This window comes from Pseudomonas syringae KCTC 12500, from assembly GCF_000507185.2.
GTDB classification, from domain to species: domain Bacteria; phylum Pseudomonadota; class Gammaproteobacteria; order Pseudomonadales; family Pseudomonadaceae; genus Aquipseudomonas; species Aquipseudomonas syringae.
In genome coordinates this window covers 4,692,869-4,712,437 of the sequence record NZ_AYTM02000002.1, presented here as the reverse complement: position 1 = coordinate 4,712,437, position 19,569 = coordinate 4,692,869, and the positions used below count along the sequence as shown (strand labels likewise).

The window sequence follows — 19,569 nt, the reverse complement described above, 5'->3', positions numbered from 1 at the left end:
ATACCCAATAAAAAACCCGTTCGATCCGGGCAGGCGCACCATAAACCGCTGGTGTGCGAACCCCGAATGGAACGGGTTCTCTTTATAGTGGAAGCGCGTGGCTTAAACCAGCTTCTCCAGCTCGGGGATGGCTTCGAACAAGTCAGCCACCAGACCGTAATCGGCGACCTGGAAGATCGGCGCCTCTTCATCCTTGTTGATCGCAACGATCACCTTGGAATCCTTCATACCGGCCAGATGCTGAATGGCACCGGAAATACCGACCGCGATGTATAGCTGAGGAGCAACGATCTTGCCAGTCTGACCGACCTGCATGTCGTTGGGTACGAAACCGGCATCGACCGCAGCACGGGAAGCGCCCACTGCCGCACCGAGCTTGTCGGCCAGCGTGTACAGGTGCCTGAAGTTGTCGCCGTTCTGCATGCCGCGACCACCGGAAACCACGATCTTCGCTGCTGTCAGCTCCGGACGATCGGATTTGGCCAGTTCTTCACCAACGAAGCTGGACTTGCCGGCATCGTGAGCAGCCGATACCGCTTCAACAGCGGCCGAGCCACCCTCTGCAGCCACCGGGTCGAAGCCGGTGGCACGCACGGTGATGACCTTGACCGCAGCCGTCGACTGCACGGTGGCGATGGCATTACCGGCATAGATCGGACGAGTGAAGGTGTCAGCGGAAACCACCGATACGATCTCGGAGATCTGGTCAACATCCAGCTGCGCAGCGACACGCGGCAGGATGTTCTTGCCATTGGACGTTGCCGCAGCCATAACATGGCTATGGCCCGCAGCCAGTTCCACGACCAGCGGTGCGATGTTTTCAGGCAGTTGGTGCGCGTAGGCTTCGTGATCGGCCACCAGGACCTTGGTCACACCGGCAATTTTGGCGGCTGCGTCGGCAACGGCGCTCACGCCGGAACCGGCCACCAGCAAATGAATGTCACCGCCGATCTTCTGGGCAGCAGCAAGGGTGTTGAGCGTAGCCGGGGCTACGGTCGCATTGTCGTGTTCAGCGATAACCAGGATCGTCATTTAGATTACCTTCGCTTCGTTTTTCAGTTTCTCGACCAGTTCAGCCACCGACTTGACCTTGATGCCTGCGCTGCGTGCAGCCGGAGCTTCGACCTTGAGGGTCTTGTTGGTCGAGGCCGTGGAAACGCCCAGTGCATCCGGGGTCAGCACTTCGAGCGGCTTCTTCTTGGCCTTCATGATGTTAGGCAGCGAAGCGTAGCGTGGCTCGTTCAGACGCAGGTCCGTGGTCACGATGGCTGGCAGGCTCAGGGAAACGGTCTGCAGGCCGCCGTCGATTTCACGGGTTACGGCGACCTTGTCACCGGTCACTTCAACCTTGGATGCGAACGTACCCTGCGGGTAGCCGCTCAAAGCAGCCAGCATCTGGCCGGTCTGATTGTTATCACTGTCGATGGCCTGTTTGCCAAGGATCACCAGTTGTGGCTGCTCCTTGTCGACCACGGCCTTGAGCAGCTTGGCCACGGCCAGAGAAGTCAGTTCCTCGGCGGACTCGACCAGCACGGCACGGTCGGCACCCAGAGCCAGGGCGGTACGCAGTTGTTCCTGAGCGGTGGTCGGGCCGATGGTGACGACGACGATTTCGGTGGCTACGCCCTTCTCTTTAAGACGAACCGCCTCTTCAACGGCGATTTCGCAGAACGGGTTCATGGACATTTTGACGTTGGCAAGATCGACGCCGGAGTTGTCCGCCTTGACGCGAACCTTGACGTTGTAGTCGACCACTCGTTTGACAGCTACAAGAACCTTCATGGATTCCTCACTCTCCGGTGAAAAGAAGTCGCCCGGCGGCACCAGGCGATCGATATGTGTCCTCAACAAGCAATCGCTATGCGTGCAGGCCATTCGGACGGCTTTAAAAAGCCATATAAAAGCCGGGAGTCACCCGTCAAGCAGCGGCTGGGTGTGTAAAATGCGCCGTGCGACGTTGACCTGTTGCCTGCAGCGCGTCTGCCTGATGCCTTTTGAGAGATTGCCCGCAATCCGGGAACCTCGTTTCAGCCTACGGCAAACGCAAAACCGCCCGTATATTGACCGCAACGCCTTTTCCGGTCAATACGCCAAATCGGCCAGTTCCGAGTCTGGTGTCTTTGATTTATCTGGCCTGCGGCCGATTCAAACAAACGTTTGTATTGGACCCGCGCAGTGGTGTAGATATAATGCGAACCATTAAAAGACGGGGCGGTTCAATACCTCCATGCGTCGGCCTGCAGCAACCAAAAAAGCAGTGCCCATAAAAACACCGTGAGCCTTGAGAGTAGGAGATAGCCTGTGGAACGCGAATACATGGAATTCGACGTCGTTATCGTCGGAGCCGGCCCGTCCGGGCTTTCTGCCGCTTGCCGCCTTAAACAGAAGGCCGCTGAAGCTGGCCAGGAAATCAGCGTCTGCGTGGTGGAAAAAGGCTCCGAAGTCGGTGCGCACATCCTCTCCGGTGCCGTGTTCGAGCCCCGCGCACTGAACGAACTGTTCCCGAACTGGCAGGAACTGGGCGCTCCGCTCAACACGCCGGTCAAGCGCGACGACATCTATGTGCTGCGCGACGCCGAAAAAGCCCAGAAAATACCGGACTTTTTCGTCCCCAAGACCATGCACAACCATGGCAACTACATCATCTCGCTGGGCAACCTGTGCCGCTGGCTGGCGCAGCAGGCTGAAAACCTCGGCGTCGAAATCTATCCGGGCTTTGCCGCTCAGGAAGCGCTGTTCGACGAAAACGGTGTAGTACGCGGCATCATCACCGGCGACCTGGGTGTCGACCGCGAAGGCAATCCGAAGGAAGGCCTGTACACCCCCGGCATGGAACTGCGCGCCAAGTACACGCTGTTCGCCGAAGGCTGCCGTGGTCACATCGGCAAGCAGCTGCTCAAGCGCTTCAAGCTCGACGACGAAGCCGACGTGCAGCATTACGCTATCGGCCTCAAGGAAATCTGGGAAGTCGATCCGGCTAAACATGAACAGGGGCTGGTGGTGCACACCGCCGGCTGGCCGCTGGACGATGACAATCCGGGCGGCTCGTTCCTGTACCACCTGGAAAACAATCAGGTCGTGGTCGGCCTGATCATCGACCTATCCTACAGCAACCCGTACCTCTCGCCGTTCGACGAATTCCAGCGCTACAAGCATCACCCGGTGGTCAAGCAGTACCTGGAAGGCGGCAAGCGCATCAGCTACGGTGCCCGCGCGATTGCCAAGGGTGGCTTGAACTCCCTGCCGAAGATGGTCTTCCCCGGCGGCGCGCTGATCGGCTGCGATCTGGGCACGCTGAATTTCGCCAAGATCAAGGGCAGCCATACGGCGATGAAGTCAGGCATGCTGGCTGCCGATTCGGTAGCCGACGCGCTGCTCGCCGGCAAGGAAGGCGGCGACGTGCTGGACGCCTACGTGGACGCCTTCAAGGCCAGCTGGCTGCATGAAGAACTGTTCGCCAGCCGCAACTTTGGCGTGGCGATCCACAAATACGGCGCGATCAAGGGCGGCGCATTCAACTTCATCGATCAGAACATTTTCGGTGGCAAGCTGCCGTTCACGCTGCACGACACCAAGCCGGACTACGCCTGCCTAAAGCTCGCAGCCGACTCGAAGAAGATCGACTACCCGAAACCCGACGGCAAGCTCAGCTTCGACAAGCTCAGTTCGGTATTCCTCTCCAGCACCAACCATGAAGAGGAACAGCCCTGCCACCTGAAGCTGACCGATCCGAGCATCCCGATCAGCAAGAACCTGCCGCTGTATGACGAGCCGGCTCAGCGCTACTGCCCGGCTGGCGTGTATGAAGTCATCACCAAGGAAGACGGCGAGAAACGCTTCCAGATCAACGCGCAGAACTGCGTGCACTGCAAGACCTGCGACATCAAGGACCCGTCGCAGAACATCACCTGGGTAGCACCGGAAGGCGCTGGCGGCCCGACCTACCCGAATATGTGAGGTGAAGCAGCTGCAAGCTACAAGCTACAAGCTACAAGCTACAAGCTACAAGCTACAAGCTACAAGCTACAAGCTACAAGCTACAAGCTTTGATCTTGAAGCTTGCGGCTTGAAGCTTGCAGCTAAACCCTACATCCCTCTTCGCCCGGTCTGCGCTCAAAGTAACGTTTGTATTCACGACTGAACTGCGACGCGCTTTGATAGCCGACCTTCAACGCGACCTGCGCCACACCCAGGCCCTCGGCCACCAGCAATTGCTGAGCCTTGAGCAGGCGCAGGCGCTTGAGGTACTGCACCGGCGACAACAGCGTGCTGCGCTTGAAATGCTCATGAAAGGTCGACGTGCTCATGTTCGCGCAACTGGCCAGCGTGTCGACGTTCAACGCGTGGTCATAATGCTCATGCAGGTAGGTCACGGCCGAGGCAATTCGTGCGAACTGCCCCTGCTGTTCGACCAGCGCACGTAGCACCCCCGACTGCGGTCCGCGCAGCGCGGTATACAGCACCTCGCGAATCCGTGCCTGGCCCATGGCCTGACACTCCAGCGGATCATGCAGACAACGCAGCAGACGCTCGACACTGTCGCGCATGGTGTTGTCGATGCGCACCGAGGTCATGGACTCCGGCGTCTGCACCTGACTCTCGTGCCCGGTGACCGGGCCCATCGCCTGCACCAGCTCACCGAGCAACACGCGGTCGATGGCCACTGAAACGCCGTAAAGCGGCTTTTCCGGAGTGGCGAACGTTTCGCACTTGAACGGCACAGAGAGCGCCTGAATCAGGTAATGCCCGGTGCCGTATTCGAACGTGCGCGGCCCCAGGCACGCGACCTTGCTGCCCTGCACCACGATCATCAGGCTCGGCTCGTAGATCTGCGGGCTGCTGGCGACATAACCAAACGCCGAAAGCACGCGGACCTCCGGCAACGGCGTAGCGACAAACCCCGGGCGCACTGCCAGCGGCTGGATCAGGGAAACGAGGGTGGCATTGCCATCCAGCACAACAGGTAAGGTCATGAGCACAGCCTGACAGAGAAACAGACAGCCGTATCATCGCAGATTTGCGCCTCAGCGCCGACCCTGAAATTTCAGGCCGGAGGAATAGGCATGAAACACGGAGGATTCACCATAGCCGCGAAGGGCCTGTATCAGGACAATGGTTCGCCTCTCTTCCGTTACATCTTGCGAGGTCAAACATGTACACAGCTATCGGTTACGCCGCACAGTCAGCTACCGCTCCCCTCGCCCCGATGACCTTCGAACGTCGCGCTCTGCGTGCCGACGACGTTGCCATCGAAATCCTTTATTGCGGCGTCTGCCACTCCGACATTCACCAGGCGCGCAACGAGTGGGGCATTGCTGTTTACCCACTGATGCCAGGCCACGAAATCGTTGGCCGCGTCACTGCCACTGGCGCCAATGCCACTAAATACAAAGTCGGTGACATGGTCGGTGTCGGCTGCATGGTCGATTCGTGCCGCGAATGCTCGGCCTGCAAGTCGGACCTCGAGCAGTACTGCCTGGAAGGCCCGACCATGACTTACGCAACGCCGGACCGCGTGGACGGCAGCAGCACCATGGGCGGTTACTCGAACAGCATCGTGGTCGCCGAGCACTTCGTCGTGCGCGTCCCGGAAAAACTCGACCCAGCCGCTGCTGCGCCTATTCTCTGCGCAGGTATCACCACCTATTCGCCGCTCAAGCACTACGGCGTCAAGGCGGGCGACAAGGTCGGCATTCTGGGCATGGGCGGTCTGGGCCACATGGGCATCAAGTTCGCAAAGGCCATGGGCGCTGAAGTGACCCTGTTCACCCGCTCCGCCGCCAAGGCTCAGGAAGCACATCGTCAAGGCGCCGATCATGTGATCGTATCCACCGACGCTGAACAGATGAAGGCTGCTGCCGGGCACTTCGACTTCCTGCTCGACACCATTCCGGTGCAACACGACCTGAACCCCTACCTGGAAACCCTGCGTTTCGACGGCGCCCACATTCTGGTCGGCCTGATCGAGCCGATCGAGCCGCCAGTACACGCCGCCAACCTGGTAATGAGCCGTCGCGTGCTGGCCGGTTCGTTGATTGGCGGTATCGCGGAAACTCAGGAAGTACTGGATTTCTGCGCCGAGAACGACATCACCTGCGACATCGAAATGCTCGATATCCGCAACATCAACGAAGCCTACGAGCGCATGCTGGCCGGTGACGTGAAGTACCGCTTCGTGATCGACATGGCCACGCTGAAGGCCTGATCGACTGCCGATCAGCCGCCGAGATCGGCCGAGAGTTCCGCTGCGATGGTTTTGATCAGCGGAACCAGCTCGGCCATCTTCTCCAACGGCATGTAGGGCACGGTACTGGCGACACTGATGCCGGCAACGATCTGTTTGCTGGCATCACGTACCGGCGCTGCGACACAACGGATCGACGGCTCGTTGTCCTCCAGATCGAATGCATACCCTCCTTCTACGTACTCCTCCCGCCGTGCCTTCAACTGTTCCCAGGTTTGCTGCTCATGAGCAGGCAATAGCGGATTTCTGCCTGTGCTCGGCATGCTGATTTCATACAGCCGCTGCCACTCGGACTGAGCACTGTCCAGCAGCAGCGCCTTGCCGATACCGGTGCGCACCATCGGCATCCGATGCCCGACCCGCGAACGCATTTCCGGACCATTGCGACCGGGATTCTTGTGCAGATAGAGCACGTCGTCCCCTTCCCGTACTGCCAGATGCACGGTATCGCCGGTCAGCTCGGACAAGCGATCCAGATACGGCCGGGCCAGCATCGCCAGGGGCACCTCTTCACGCGCCTGAAACCCCAGCTCGATCAGTTTCGGCCCAAGCAGATAGCCCACCTGAGGAACGATGCGCAGGTAACGCTCCTCGACCAGGCAACTGGCCAGACGGTGCGTGGTGCTGCGCGTGGTGCCGATCAGCCGGGCGATTTCCTTGAGGTCCCGTGCGCCACCGGCAACCGCCTGCACCACCCCCAGCCCGCGCAGCAAGGTCTGAGTCCCGGTGGGTACGGAGTCCTTGCCGGTAATCTTTTCAGGGGTGATCGAATCGTTGTGCATGAGAGGCCTTGCTCGGATCAAAAGGGTTCAGATCGAAAACCGGCGGCATTATCACCGCCTGCGTCCGGATGCGTCGACATCAGAGCTCGATACGCTCCACTTTCCCTACCAGCAGGATGTACGACAGCGCGCCCAGCAGCGCCAGGACCGAAATGTAAGTGATGGCAGGCGCGAACGAGTCTCCCGACGCCAGAAAGCCAATCACGATCGGGGTGGCGATGGCAGAGAGGTTGCCGATGAAGTTGAACGTGCCACCGGTCAGGCCCAGCAGGCGCGCCGGTGCCAGGGTCGAGACCAGCGACCAGGTGATCGACGCCAGACCGTTGCCGAAGAACGCCAGCGCCAGAAAGGTGATCACCAGCGGCGTGGAGTCGACGAAGTTGGCACCGATGATCGAGGTCGAGATCAGCAGCCCGGCAATGATCGGCAACTTGCGTGCAAAGCCTACGCTATGCCCGCGACGGATCAGCCAGTCGGAAAAGAAGCCCGAGCACAGCACACCGACGAATGCGGCGAGGAACGGCAACGACGCCAGCAGGCCGGACTTGATGAAGTCCATACCCCGGTATTTCACCAGGTAGGTCGGGAACCAGGTCAGGAAAAACCACAGCGTCGAGTTCAGGCAGAACTGGCCCAGGTAGATACCCCACAGCTTGCGCCTGCTCAACACAATGCCCAGGTCCAGCCAGCTGAACGCCTGCTTCTGTTTTTCGACATACTTCTGGATGTCCACTAGCCCGCCGCCCTCCTGAATCAGCTCGATCTCCTGCTGATTGACGCCTTTGAAATCACGTGGCTCGCGATACACCGTGTACCAGATCAACGCCCACAGCACGCCGACTCCACCGGTGGCGACAAACACCATGTGCCAGCCGTAATGCGCCTGCAACCAGGCCAGTACCGGGGTCAAAAACGCCAGACCGACGAACTGCCCGGAGGTATAGACGCCGATGGCAGTAGCCCGCTCGCGCTCGGGAAACCAGGTGGTGACCACGCGACTGTTGATCGGATAAGCAGGTGCTTCCAGCGCACCGACCGCCATGCGCAGTACGAACAGAGCGATGAAGCTGGCGGCGAAGCCGAGCATGATGGTCGCGATGGACCACAGCAGCAGGGCTGCGGTATAGAGAATGCGCGGCGGTACGCGGTCCACCAGCCAGCCCCCGGGCAGCTGCATGGCGGCGTAGGTCCAGCCGAACGCGGAAAAGATCAGCCCGACGTGCACCGGGTCGAGGCCCAGCTCGGAGGTCAGCGCTGGTGCGGCAATCGACAGGTTGCTGCGGTCCAGGTAGTTGATCACTACGGTGATGAACAGCAGCACCATGATAAAGAAACGTTTGCGGGACGGCGTCACCAGGGATGCCGCACCCTCCAGAGTTCGAGTGCGCATGGAATGTAGCCTCTTGTTGGATTTATTGAGGTCTGTGTTTCGATATAACCGAGCTGAAGGCACGCCGATTCTCGTTCCCACGCAGAGCGCTCATCGTTATACGCAAGTGCGCTTTTGATTCTGGCCGAAGGCCGTAGGAGCGAACTTGTTCGCGAAGACAATTGTTCAAACGAAACATTTTCAGAGAACAGGTAAGCCTGTTCGCGAACACGTTCGCTCCTACGCCCTGCGGGCAGAAGTCTGAACGCCCATTTTCCAGGCGCTTCAGGACTTATGTATGGCGATGAGCGCAGAGCGCCGAAACGATGGCTAGCGGATTTGCTTTTCTACCACTCGGCAAAACTGCCATCCGCATGACGCCAGATCGGGTTGCGCCAGCGGTGGCCGATGGCGGCGCGTTCAATGACGTATTCTTCGTTGATTTCGATGCCCAGGCCGGGGCCGTTGGGGATCTTGACCATGCCTTTGTCGTAGTCGAAGACTTCCGGGTGCTTGACGTAATCGAGCAGGTCGTTGCTTTCGTTGTAGTGAATACCCAGGCTCTGCTCCTGGATGAAGGCGTTGTAGCAAACCGCGTCCAGTTGCAGGCACGCCGCCAGCGCGATAGGCCCCAGCGGGCAATGCAGCGCCAGTGCGACGTCGTAGGCTTCGGCCATGTTGGCGATCTTGCGGGTTTCGGTAATGCCACCGGCGTGCGAGGCATCCGGCTGGATGATGTCGACGTAGCCTTCGCTCAACACGCGCTTGAAGTCCCAGCGCGAGAACAGCCGCTCGCCCAGCGCAATCGGGGTGCTGGTCAGCGGCGCCAGTTCCTTCAGTGCTTCATAGTTCTCGCTGAGCACCGGCTCTTCGATGAACATCAGCTTGTACGGGTCCAGCTCCTTCATCAGCACCTTGGCCATCGGCTTGTGAACCCGGCCGTGGAAGTCCACACCGATGCCGACATTCGGCCCCACTGCATCACGCACGGCGGCCACGTTGGCCAGTGCCAGGTCGACCTTGTCGAAAGTGTCGAGAAACTGCAGCTCTTCGGTGCCATTCATCTTCACCGCCGTAAAACCGCGCTCGACCGCTTCCTTGGCGGCGCGCGCCGTATCGGCGGGCCGATCACCGCCAATCCACGAATAGACGCGAATCTTGTCACGCACCTGACCGCCGAGCAGATCACTGACCGACACACCCAGCGCCTTGCCCTTGATGTCCCACAACGCCTGATCGATACCGGCCAGCGCACTCATGTGAATCGCGCCGCCGCGGTAGAAGCCGCCGCGGTAGAGCACGGTCCAGATGTCTTCAATGTTGCGCGGATCCTTGCCGATCAGGTAATCGGAAAGCTCTTCCACAGCGGCAGCGACCGTGTGCGCGCGGCCTTCGACCACTGGCTCGCCCCAGCCGACAACGCCCTCGTCAGTCTCGACCTTGAGGAAGCACCAGCGCGGCGGAACGATGAACGTGGTGAGTTTGGTGATTTTCATGGGTGCGGTTTCTCTTGTTGATTCTCTTGTTGGATAGCGGCTACTGAACGGCGGCGTCTGCTGCGCCGGTCAGTCTGCAAGCGCTGCGCTGTGCAGCTTCCAGGCCGCCACATAGGCTTGGGCACGCTCGGTGACGTCTGCGACGCTCATGCCGGGTTTGAACAGCCCGGAGCCCAGGCCAAACCCCTTCACGCCCGCATCGAGAAATACCTTCATGTTGTCCGGCGAAATCCCCCCGACCGGCAGCAGAATCGTGCCCTTGGGCAAGACCGCCAGCCACGCCTTGACCACCGCAGGCGACATTTGCTCGGCAGGAAACAGCTTGAGCACATCGGCACCTTCGGCCAGTGCCGCAAAGGCTTCGGTCGGCGTCGCGACCCCTGGCGACAGGAACAGCCCGGCCGCCTTGGCCGCACGCAGCACCTTGGCGTCACTGTGCGGCATAACGATCACTTGCCCGCCGGCATCCTTGACCTGAGTCACCTGCTCAGCGGTGAGCACGGTGCCAGCACCGATCAGGCAATCGGCAGGCAATTGCTGACGCAACAAGCGGATGCTGTCGAACGGTTGCGGGGAGTTGAGCGGCACTTCGATGACCCGAAACCCCGCCTCGTACAGCGCATCGCCCACGGCAGGCGCTTCTTCGGGACGCAGGCCGCGCAGAATCGCGACCAGGCCATTTTCTTTCAATGCTTGCTTGAGCATGTCAAACCTCTCGAATGTGTTGGGACGAGCGGCGCGCGATCAGACCGGCCTGAACGGCGACCTGCCACAGGCCACGCTCGGTCGCCTGCTCGGCCAATGTCACCCCGGGAAAGCCGCAAACCGCAAGCCCGCGTGCATAGCGCGTGCACAGCGAATCACTGCCGATGAGGATCACCGCAGGCAATTGTTCGTGGTTGTGCAGGTGCAGCCTGGCGATGGCACCCAGTTCATGGCCAATCAACAGGCCGGAAAGATAGTCAGGTTGCGCACTGGCAGCCAATTGCCCGGTCAGGCCGAGCGTCCGCGTGCTGAAAATCGTCGACAGCGGCCCCGCGGAGCCCGCGTCGGACAGAGCAATCGACAGGCCGCGGTCAAACGCCTGCTCATCGAACGCCTCGGCAGGCTGCATGGTGCGTCCGAGAATGGTATGTGCGCAGAGTGCGGCGTAGACCTCGCCGGTCATGAAGGTGTCGAAGTGAACGATGCGCCCGCGCTCTACCTGCACCCATTTGGAGTGACTGCCAGGCAGACCGATCAGCAGAGGCTGGCTGCCCTGCCCGTCTTCGAGCCCCGCCAGCACACCCAGCACCTGGGTTTCTTCGCCACGCATGACGTTAGGCAGGGTCGAGCGCTGCAGGACGCCGGGGATGATGTGCACGGTTACACCGCGCACGCTGCGCACGGTCTGCAACGCTGCGCTCAGTTCGTTGACGCTGGCCGGCGTTTCCCGGTAAGCCGCCTCGCGCCAGCCCTGCGCGCTACCGACCATGCCGCAGGCAATCACCTGCAGGTCTGGCTGGGCATCGAGCCAGTCGCCGCACGCCTGGTCAAAGGCCAGTTCGAAACCGTCACTGCAGAACTGCCCCGCGATCAGCCGCGGCGTGGTTGGCAACTGCATGATGCCCGCGCTCAATGCGCGCTGTTCCAGTACCTGGCCATGTTCGCCAAGTCGATAAGCACGAAGTGAGGTTGTCCCCCAATCGAGCGCGATCAATTGCGCCTGCATTGCGTCACCTGTTGTTTTTTTGGAAGTGAGTGCAGGACGACTATAAACCCGTTGTTACACTTATCTCAATATGTAAATTTCAATCCCATATATAGGGAAGAAGGGCGATCAATCAAAAGTATCAGCCATTAAAAAACCCGCCTCCCTTTCGGAAAGCGGGTTTGCTGTGAAACCGAAGCCTCAACGCTCCAGCAGGATTCTCAGCATGCGACGCAGCGGCTCCGCAGCGCCCCACAACAGCTGGTCACCCACGGTGAAAGCGCCCAGGTATTGCGAACCCATGTTCAGTTTGCGCAGACGCCCCACCGGAATGCTCATGGTGCCCGTCACCGCCGTCGGGCTCAGCTCATGCATGCTGGCTTCGCGGTTGTTCGGCACCAGCTTGACCCACGGGTTGTGCTGGCTGATCAAGCCTTCGATGTCCGCAATCGGCACATCCTTGTTCAGCTTGATGGTCAACGCCTGGCTGTGGCAGCGCATCGCACCTATGCGCACGCAGATGCCGTCCACCGGGATCGGGCTCTTGAAGCGACCGAGGATCTTGTTGGTCTCGGCCTGGCCTTTCCACTCTTCGCGGCTCTGGCCGTTTGGCAGGGCCTTGTCGATCCACGGGATCAGGCTGCCCGCCAGCGGCACGCCGAAGTTCTCGGTAGGGAACGACTCGCTGCGCATGGCTTCAGCCACCTTGCGGTCGATGTCCAGAATGGCGCTGGCCGGGTTGGCCAGATCATCAGCCACCGAAGCATGCACCGCGCCCATTTGCCGGATCAGCTCACGCATGTTCTGCGCGCCGGCGCCGGAGGCCGCCTGATAGGTCATGACGTTCATCCACTCGACCAGACCGGCATCGAACAGGCCGCCCAGGCCCATCAGCATCAGGCTGACGGTGCAGTTGCCACCGATATAGTTCTTGGTACCCGCATCCAGTTGCTGGTCGATGACCTTGCGGTTCACCGGGTCAAGCACGATGACCGCGTCATCCTGCATGCGCAGGCTCGACGCCGCATCGATCCAGTAACCCTGCCAGCCCGCTTCGCGCAGCTTGGGGAACACCTCATTGGTGTAGTCGCCACCCTGGCAGGTCAGCACCACGTCCAGGGTTTTCAGCTCGTCGATGCTGTAGGCATCTTTCAGGGGCGCAACATCCTTGCCCACCGAAGGCGCCTGGCCACCGACATTGGAAGTAGTGAAGAACACCGGCTCAATGAGATCGAAGTCCTGCTCTTCCCGCATCCGCTGCATGAGCACGGAACCGACCATGCCACGCCAACCGATCAGACCTACACGTTTCATCGCAACTACACCTTGAATAAAAGTGGGACCGCCGCTCTGCGCTTACACAGCAGGCGGCGGGCCAGAGAGATTACAGATTCCGCAGCGCGGCGACTACAGCATCGCCCATTTCCTGCGTACCGACTTTGACTTTGCCTTCCGACCAGATGTCGCCGGTGCGGATACCCTGATCCAGAACCAGGCTGACAGCCTTTTCGATGGCGTCGGCCGCATCGGTCAGATTGAAGCTGTAACGCAGCATCATCGACACCGACAGAATGGTCGCCAACGGGTTGGCAATGCCTTTGCCGGCGATGTCCGGCGCAGAACCGTGACATGGCTCGTACATGCCCTTGTTGGCCGTGTCCAGCGAGGCCGACGGCAGCATGCCGATGGAGCCGGTGAGCATCGACGCCTGATCGGAGAGAATGTCGCCGAACAAGTTGTCGGTCACGATCACATCGAACTGTTTGGGTGCACGCACCAGCTGCATGGCAGCGTTGTCGACGTACATGTGGCTCAGTTCGACTTCAGGGTAATCCTTGGCAACCTGCTCGACGATCTCGCGCCACAGCTGGCTGGACGCCAGTACGTTGGCCTTGTCCACCGAGCAGAGCTTCTTGCCACGCACCATGGCCATGTCGAAACCGACTTTGGCAATGCGGCGGATCTCGCTTTCGCTGTACGGCAGCGTGTCATAAGCCTGACGCTCGCCATTATCCAGCACCCGCGTGCCGCGTGGCGCGCCAAAATAGATGCCACCGGTCAACTCGCGAACGATCAGGATATCCAGGCCGGCGACAATTTCCGGTTTCAGGCTCGACGCGTCGGCCAGTTGCGGATAAAGGATCGCCGGACGCAGGTTGCCGAACAGGCCCAGTTGCGAGCGTATTTTCAGCAGACCGCGCTCAGGACGGATGTCGCGCTCGATGGTGTCCCATTTCGGGCCGCCGACTGCACCCAGCAGCACGGCATCGGCCGCACGGGCACGCTCCAGGGTTTCATCGGCCAGCGGCACGCCGTGCTTGTCGATGGCCGCGCCGCCGATCACGTCGTGGGTCAACTCAAACCCCAGCTGATACTTTTCATTGGCCATCTCCAGCACTTTGACCGCTTCGGTCATGATTTCCGGACCAATACCATCACCAGGGAGAATCAGAATCTGCTTGCTCATAACATCCTCGATTTTGTGCATCGGCGTCTTTGACAACGCCTGCTTGAAACGCTCGATACCACAGAAAATTTAGCGTGCCGCGAAAACACTTTTGCCAGCAAGGGGCAATTGCACCTTACTGGCAAACATGCATCCGCTGGCAATCAATCAGTCGCGAAACAGCCACGGCTGGCTGGCGCGATGCTTGCTCTCGAAACCGGCGATGGCCTCGGCGTCCATCAGCGTAAGGCCGATATCGTCCAGACCGTTGAGCAGGCAATGCTTACGGAACGCATCGATTTCAAAGCTCAGGACCTTGCCATCCGGACGGGTCACGGTCTGCGCCTGCAGATCGATACTCAACTGATAACCGGGCGTGGCTTCCACCTGCTTGAACAGTTGATCGACGTCTTCCTCGGACAGGATGATCGGCAACAAGCCGTTCTTGAAGCTGTTATTGAAGAAGATGTCCGCGTAGCTCGGCGCAATGATTGCGCAGAAACCGTACTCTTCCAGTGCCCACGGCGCGTGTTCGCGGCTCGAGCCGCAGCCGAAGTTTTCCCGGGCCAACAGAACACTGGCACCCTGATACCGCTCGTGGTTGAGGACGAAGTCAGTGTTCAATGGGCGCTTGGAGTTGTCCTGGTAAGGCTGCCCCACGTCCAGATAACGCCATTCATCGAACAGGTTCGGACCGAAACCGGTGCGCTTGATCGACTTGAGAAACTGCTTGGGAATGATCTGGTCAGTGTCGACGTTGGCACGATCCAGAGGAGCGACCAGGCCACGGTGCTGGGTAAAGGCTTTCATACGGGACTCCTCAGTGCTGGATCAGGTCGCGAACATCGATGAAACGGCCATTCACCGCAGCGGCAGCGGCCATCGCCGGGCTCACCAGATGCGTGCGGCCACCGGCCCCCTGACGACCTTCGAAGTTACGGTTGGAGGTCGACGCGCAGTGCTCGCCGGAACCCAGGCGGTCCGGGTTCATCGCCAGGCACATGGAGCAGCCCGGTTCACGCCATTCAAAGCCGGCTTCGATGAACACCTTGTCCAGCCCCTCCTTCTCGGCCTGCGCCTTGATCAGCCCCGAGCCCGGCACCACGATGGCCTGCTTGATGGTTGAAGCCACCTTGCGACCTTTGGCAACGTCCGCAGCGGCGCGCAAGTCTTCGATGCGCGAGTTGGTGCAGGAACCGATGAATACCCGGTCCAGCTGGATATCGGTAATCGGCTGATTGGCTTTCAGGCCCATGTACTTGAGCGCACGCTCGATGGAGCCGCGCTTGACCAGATCTGGCTCTTGCGCAGGGTCCGGCACGTTCTGATCGACCGCCAGGACCATTTCCGGCGAGGTACCCCAGCTGACCTGCGGCTTGATCTGTGCGGCGTCCAGCTTGACCACGGTATCGAACACAGCGTCCGGGTCGGACACCAGGTCCTTCCAGGCTTCGACAGCGAGGTCCCACTCTGCGCCTTTGGGTGCGAACGGACGGCCTTTGACGTACTCGACGGTCTTCTCGTCGGTGGCTACCATGCCAACCCGTGCGCCCGCTTCGATGGACATGTTGCAGATGGTCATGCGCCCTTCGATCGACAGGTCGCGAATCGCGCTGCCGGCGAACTCGATGGCGTAACCGTTACCGCCGGCAGTGCCGATCTTGCCGATCACTGCCAGTACGATGTCCTTGGCTGTCACGCCAAACGGCAATTGCCCTTCGACCGACACCAGCATGTTCTTCATTTTCTTGGCAACCAGGCACTGGGTGGCGAGCACGTGCTCGACTTCGGAAGTGCCGATACCGTGGGCCAGCGCACCGAATGCGCCGTGGGTCGAGGTGTGCGAGTCGCCGCAGACCACGCTCATGCCTGGCAGGGTTGCGCCCTGCTCCGGGCCGATCACGTGGACGATGCCCTGGCGCGGATCATTCATCTTGAATTCGGTGATGCCGTACTCGTCGCAGTTGTCGTCGAGGGTCTGGACCTGCAAGCGCGACACCTGATCCTCGATGGCACCGATGCCACCCTTGCGTTCCGCGGTGGTCGGCACGTTATGGTCAGGCGTGGCGATGATCGAGTCGATCCGCCAAGGCTTGCGCTTCGCCAGCCGCAGACCTTCGAACGCCTGCGGCGAGGTCACTTCGTGGATGATATGACGATCAATGTAGATCAGCGCCGAACCATCGTCGCGCTGTTTGACCAAATGCGAATCCCAGAGCTTGTCGTAGAGCGTTTTCCCGGCCATCGGACGTACTTCCTCATCAGCTTCTTTCTATGCCTTGGGCAATCGTGGCGATGACCCTTTGGCTTGTGCGGTCATCCTATGGAATATGCTTAAATAACTCAAATTCATAATTTTCATACTTTGGATAACCAACTGGAATCTGACCATGGACCTGGCCAACCTCAATGCCTTTATCGCCATCGCCGAGACCGGCAGCTTCTCCGGGGCAGGCGAACGCCTTTACCTGACCCAACCGGCCATCAGCAAGCGGATTGCCGGTCTGGAGCAGCAACTCAACGTGCGCCTGTTCGACCGCCTGGGCCGCGAAGTCAGTCTGACCGAGGCCGGACGCGCCCTGCTGCCACGCGCCTACCAGATTCTCAACGTGCTGGATGACACCCGCCGTGCTTTGACCAACCTGACCGGGGAAGTCACCGGGCGGTTGACTCTGGCGACCAGCCATCACATAGGCCTGCATCGTTTGCCGCCGATATTGCGCGCCTTTACCCGCACTTATCCGAAGGTTGCACTGGACATTCAATTCCTGGATTCGGAAATTGCCTATGAGGAAATTCTTCACGGGCGCGCCGAGTTGGCAGTCATTACACTGGCGCCCGAGCCGCATGCACTGATTCGCGCCGTGCCCGTCTGGGACGATCCGCTGGATTTCGTTGCGGCACCCGAGCACGCGCTGGCCAACAGCGGCCCGATGAAGCTGGAGGATATTGTGCGCTATCCGGCGGTATTTCCCGGCGGTAACACGTTTACCCATCACATTGTCAGCGGATTGTGCGAGGCCCAAGGCCTCAAGCCCAACATCGCCATGAGCACCAACTATATGGAGACCATCAAGATGATGGTTTCCATCGGCCTGGCCTGGAGTGTTCTGCCACGCACCATGCTCGACGAGCAGGTCGCGCGCATTCCGCTGCCGGGCGTACAGCTCAATCGCCAGCTAGGCTACATCCTGCACACCGAACGCACGCTGTCGAATGCGGCACGGGCATTCATGAAATTGCTCGATGCGCAGACACAGTGAATAGAGGCTGCTGCAGGCCGCAGGCAGATCGCTCTGGCGGCTCCATCGATCAAAGGCTCGGATAACATGCCCAACCTACCGGATAACGCCGTGCCGAAAGCTACCGCACAGTCGGCCTCCGCCAGGCTGCCGCTGACGGACGCAGAGCGGGCCCTGAAGGAAACCCGTGATCGCCTGGAGCTGGCACTGGACCTGGCGCAAATGGGCACCTGGGATCTGGATATCGTCCGCAACCGGCTGCAGGGTTCGGCACGCGCGGCGCTGTTGCACGGCATGCCGGCACGGCTCTTCGACGAGTCTGGCGGGCAGTTCTTCGGCAGCCTGCCTGCCGAAGAGCGCCGCCGAATGCGCGCGATCTATGCCGTGGCACTCGAAACCGGGCAGGACTGCCTGCAAGTCACCTACCGGTTCAAGTTGAAAAACGGAGCGTCACGCCTGCTTGAAGGCCGCGCGCGGATTTACCGGGATGAACAGGGCAAGCCCGTCAGGCTGTCCGGCACCCTCATGGACATTACCCAACAGTGCGCGCAGATCGCCCTGGAGGCCAGCGAGGAAAAATTTGCCAAGGCGTTTCATTCAAGCCCCGACTCGATCACCATCACTGAAATCGACTCGGGCCGCTATGTCGAGGTCAACGATGGTTTTACTCGCCTGACCGGTTTCAGCGCGCAGGAAGTGCTCGGCCGTACAGCGCACGAGGTCGGTATCTGGACCGACACCTTGCAGCGCGAACACATGCTTGAAGAATTGCGCCAGAAAGGCCGCGTGCATCATCGGGAAATGGACGGTCGAGACAAGCACGGCGCGCCCCTGGTACTGGATATATCGGTCGAATTCATCACCCTGAACAACACCGCCTGCCTGTTGATGAATGCCCGCGACATCGGCGCGCTTAAAAATGCCCAGGCGCAGATTCAGCACCTGGCTTATCACGACCCGCTGACCGGGCTGCCCAATCGCGCACTGCTGCTCGACCGCCTGAGCCAGCAAGTGTCGCTGCTTCAGCATCAGAACCTGCGCGGTGCCCTGCTGTTTCTCGATCTGGACCATTTCAAGCACATCAACGACTCGCTCGGCCATCCGGTGGGCGATAGCGTTCTGAGCATCATCGCCGCGCGCCTGGAAGCCAGCGTGCGCCAGGAAGACACCGTGGCCCGCTTGGGCGGCGACGAATTCGTGGTGTTGATCTGCGGCCTGGAAGGCTCGCAGGACGAGGTCACCCAGCAAGTGCGGGAGCTGGCCGACAACCTGCGCAACCTGCTGGCCGAACCGATGTTTCTCGACGGCCATCGCCTGCAGGTCACACCGAGCATCGGCGTGGTGCTGATTCCGGATGATGGGCTGACCCCGGCCGATCTGCTCAAGCGCGCCGATATTGCCCTGTATCGGGCCAAGGATTGCGGGCGCAACGCTTCGCAGTTTTTCCATGTATCGATGCAACAGGCCGTCAGCCAGCGTCTGCGCCTGGAAAACGACCTGCGCCTGGCACTGACCCGCAACGAATTTCATCTGCACTTCCAGGCCCAGGTCGACTGTCGCAACGAATACATCACCGGGGCCGAGGCCCTGCTGCGTTGGCAACACCCCGAATACGGATTGCTGGCGCCTGATCAGTTCGTGCAGATACTTGAAGAAAGCGGGATGATTCTGGAGGTCGGCAGCCATATTCTGAACGAAGCCTGCAAAACCGGTGGCCTGCTGTTAAGACAGGGGCTGATCCCGGAAAACAGATTCCTGATGGGCGTCAATATCAGCCCGCGACAGTTTCTCCAGCACGATTTCATCGAGCGCGTGGAACGCAGCCTGACCCTGCATCAGTTGCCTGCGTCCATGCTCAAGCTGGAAATCACCGAAGGTATCGTCATCCAGAACCTGGACGACACCATCCTCAAGATGCTCAGCTTAAAGGCGCTGGGCGTCAGCTTTGCGATGGATGATTTCGGCACTGGCTATTCGTCACTGACCTACCTCAAGCGCTTGCCGGTGGATACGCTGAAGATAGACCAGTCTTTCGTCCAGGACGCCACCAACGACCCTAACGACGCGGAAATCATCCGTGCCATCGTCGCCATGGCGCAGAGCCTCAACCTGAACGTGATCGCGGAAGGCGTGGAAACCTCAGAGCAGTTGGCATTTCTGGAAAAAGTCGGCTGCTACACCTATCAAGGCTATCTGTTCAGCGAACCACTGCCAGGCCCGCAGTTCGAGTCCTTGCTGGAGCTCAAGCGGCCTGCGCAGCAAACCGCACATCAGGACTAAAAAAGAAGGCGCCCCGCAGG

Annotated in this window: 16 protein-coding genes; 4 read left to right on the top strand and 12 right to left on the bottom strand. The window is 60.1% G+C overall.

Annotation, left to right across the window (positions count from 1 at the left end):
• Positions 1-102 precede the first annotated feature (102 nt).
• Together V476_RS21140 and V476_RS21135 are read right to left on the bottom strand one after the other, a co-directional pair.
• Positions 103-1,032, bottom strand: coding sequence for an electron transfer flavoprotein subunit alpha/FixB family protein (locus V476_RS21140; protein WP_024960472.1), 930 nt, complete (start codon positions 1,030-1,032; stop codon positions 103-105).
• The gene (locus V476_RS21135) at positions 1,033-1,782 is read right to left on the bottom strand and encodes an electron transfer flavoprotein subunit beta/FixA family protein (RefSeq protein WP_003394537.1); all 750 of its coding nucleotides are present in this window, start codon (positions 1,780-1,782) and stop codon (positions 1,033-1,035) included.
• 519 nt (positions 1,783-2,301) lie between these two features.
• On the opposite strand from V476_RS21135, the gene V476_RS21130 reads away from it, so the two are divergent.
• Entirely contained in the window at positions 2,302-3,957 is a 1,656-nt protein-coding gene (locus V476_RS21130) for an electron transfer flavoprotein-ubiquinone oxidoreductase (protein ID WP_024960471.1), read from the top strand.
• A 122-nt stretch (positions 3,958-4,079) separates the two neighbouring features.
• Here the strand turns inward: V476_RS21130 and V476_RS21125 are convergent, their stop codons facing one another.
• Entirely contained in the window at positions 4,080-4,973 is an 894-nt protein-coding gene (locus V476_RS21125; protein WP_024960470.1) for an AraC family transcriptional regulator, read from the bottom strand.
• Between the two features lie 179 nt (positions 4,974-5,152).
• On the opposite strand from V476_RS21125, the gene V476_RS21120 reads away from it, so the two are divergent.
• Positions 5,153-6,205 (top strand): NAD(P)-dependent alcohol dehydrogenase, encoded by a 1,053-nt coding sequence (locus tag V476_RS21120; RefSeq protein ID WP_024960469.1) that lies wholly within the window; start codon positions 5,153-5,155, stop codon positions 6,203-6,205.
• Between the two features lie 11 nt (positions 6,206-6,216).
• Here the strand turns inward: V476_RS21120 and V476_RS21115 are convergent, their stop codons facing one another.
• The 9 genes from V476_RS21115 to leuC form a co-directional block, all read right to left on the bottom strand.
• A complete protein-coding gene (locus tag V476_RS21115; protein WP_024960468.1) occupies positions 6,217-7,026 on the bottom strand; it encodes an IclR family transcriptional regulator in 810 nt (269 codons plus the stop codon).
• A 79-nt stretch (positions 7,027-7,105) separates the two neighbouring features.
• Positions 7,106-8,416 (bottom strand): MFS transporter, encoded by a 1,311-nt coding sequence (locus V476_RS21110; RefSeq protein ID WP_024960467.1) that lies wholly within the window; start codon positions 8,414-8,416, stop codon positions 7,106-7,108.
• A gap of 326 nt (positions 8,417-8,742) precedes the next feature.
• Positions 8,743-9,891 carry a galactonate dehydratase gene (dgoD, locus tag V476_RS21105; protein WP_003394509.1) on the bottom strand — a complete coding sequence of 383 codons (1,149 nt, stop codon included), beginning with the start codon at positions 9,889-9,891 and terminating at the stop codon, positions 8,743-8,745.
• Positions 9,892-9,960: 69 nt separating this feature from the next.
• Positions 9,961-10,596 (bottom strand): 2-dehydro-3-deoxy-6-phosphogalactonate aldolase, encoded by a 636-nt coding sequence (locus tag V476_RS21100; RefSeq protein ID WP_003316530.1) that lies wholly within the window; start codon positions 10,594-10,596, stop codon positions 9,961-9,963.
• A 1-nt stretch (position 10,597) separates the two neighbouring features.
• Positions 10,598-11,602 (bottom strand): 2-dehydro-3-deoxygalactonokinase, encoded by a 1,005-nt coding sequence (locus V476_RS21095; protein WP_024692066.1) that lies wholly within the window; start codon positions 11,600-11,602, stop codon positions 10,598-10,600.
• Between the two features lie 180 nt (positions 11,603-11,782).
• A complete protein-coding gene (asd, locus tag V476_RS21090; RefSeq protein WP_002552957.1) occupies positions 11,783-12,895 on the bottom strand; it encodes an aspartate-semialdehyde dehydrogenase in 1,113 nt (370 codons plus the stop codon).
• Between the two features lie 70 nt (positions 12,896-12,965).
• A complete protein-coding gene (gene leuB / locus V476_RS21085) occupies positions 12,966-14,048 on the bottom strand; it encodes a 3-isopropylmalate dehydrogenase (RefSeq protein WP_024960466.1) in 1,083 nt (360 codons plus the stop codon).
• 147 nt (positions 14,049-14,195) lie between these two features.
• Entirely contained in the window at positions 14,196-14,837 is a 642-nt protein-coding gene (gene leuD, locus V476_RS21080) for a 3-isopropylmalate dehydratase small subunit (protein ID WP_003423567.1), read from the bottom strand.
• A 10-nt stretch (positions 14,838-14,847) separates the two neighbouring features.
• A complete protein-coding gene (leuC, locus tag V476_RS21075; RefSeq protein ID WP_003316525.1) occupies positions 14,848-16,272 on the bottom strand; it encodes a 3-isopropylmalate dehydratase large subunit in 1,425 nt (474 codons plus the stop codon).
• 145 nt (positions 16,273-16,417) lie between these two features.
• Here leuC and V476_RS21070 point away from each other — a divergent pair, with 145 nt between their 5' ends.
• Positions 16,418-17,290 (top strand): LysR family transcriptional regulator, encoded by an 873-nt coding sequence (locus tag V476_RS21070; protein ID WP_003316523.1) that lies wholly within the window; start codon positions 16,418-16,420, stop codon positions 17,288-17,290.
• A 66-nt stretch (positions 17,291-17,356) separates the two neighbouring features.
• Positions 17,357-19,549: a putative bifunctional diguanylate cyclase/phosphodiesterase gene (locus V476_RS21065; protein WP_024960465.1), complete on the top strand. Its 2,193-nt coding sequence runs from the start codon at positions 17,357-17,359 to the stop codon at positions 19,547-19,549.
• Positions 19,550-19,569 lie beyond the last annotated feature (20 nt).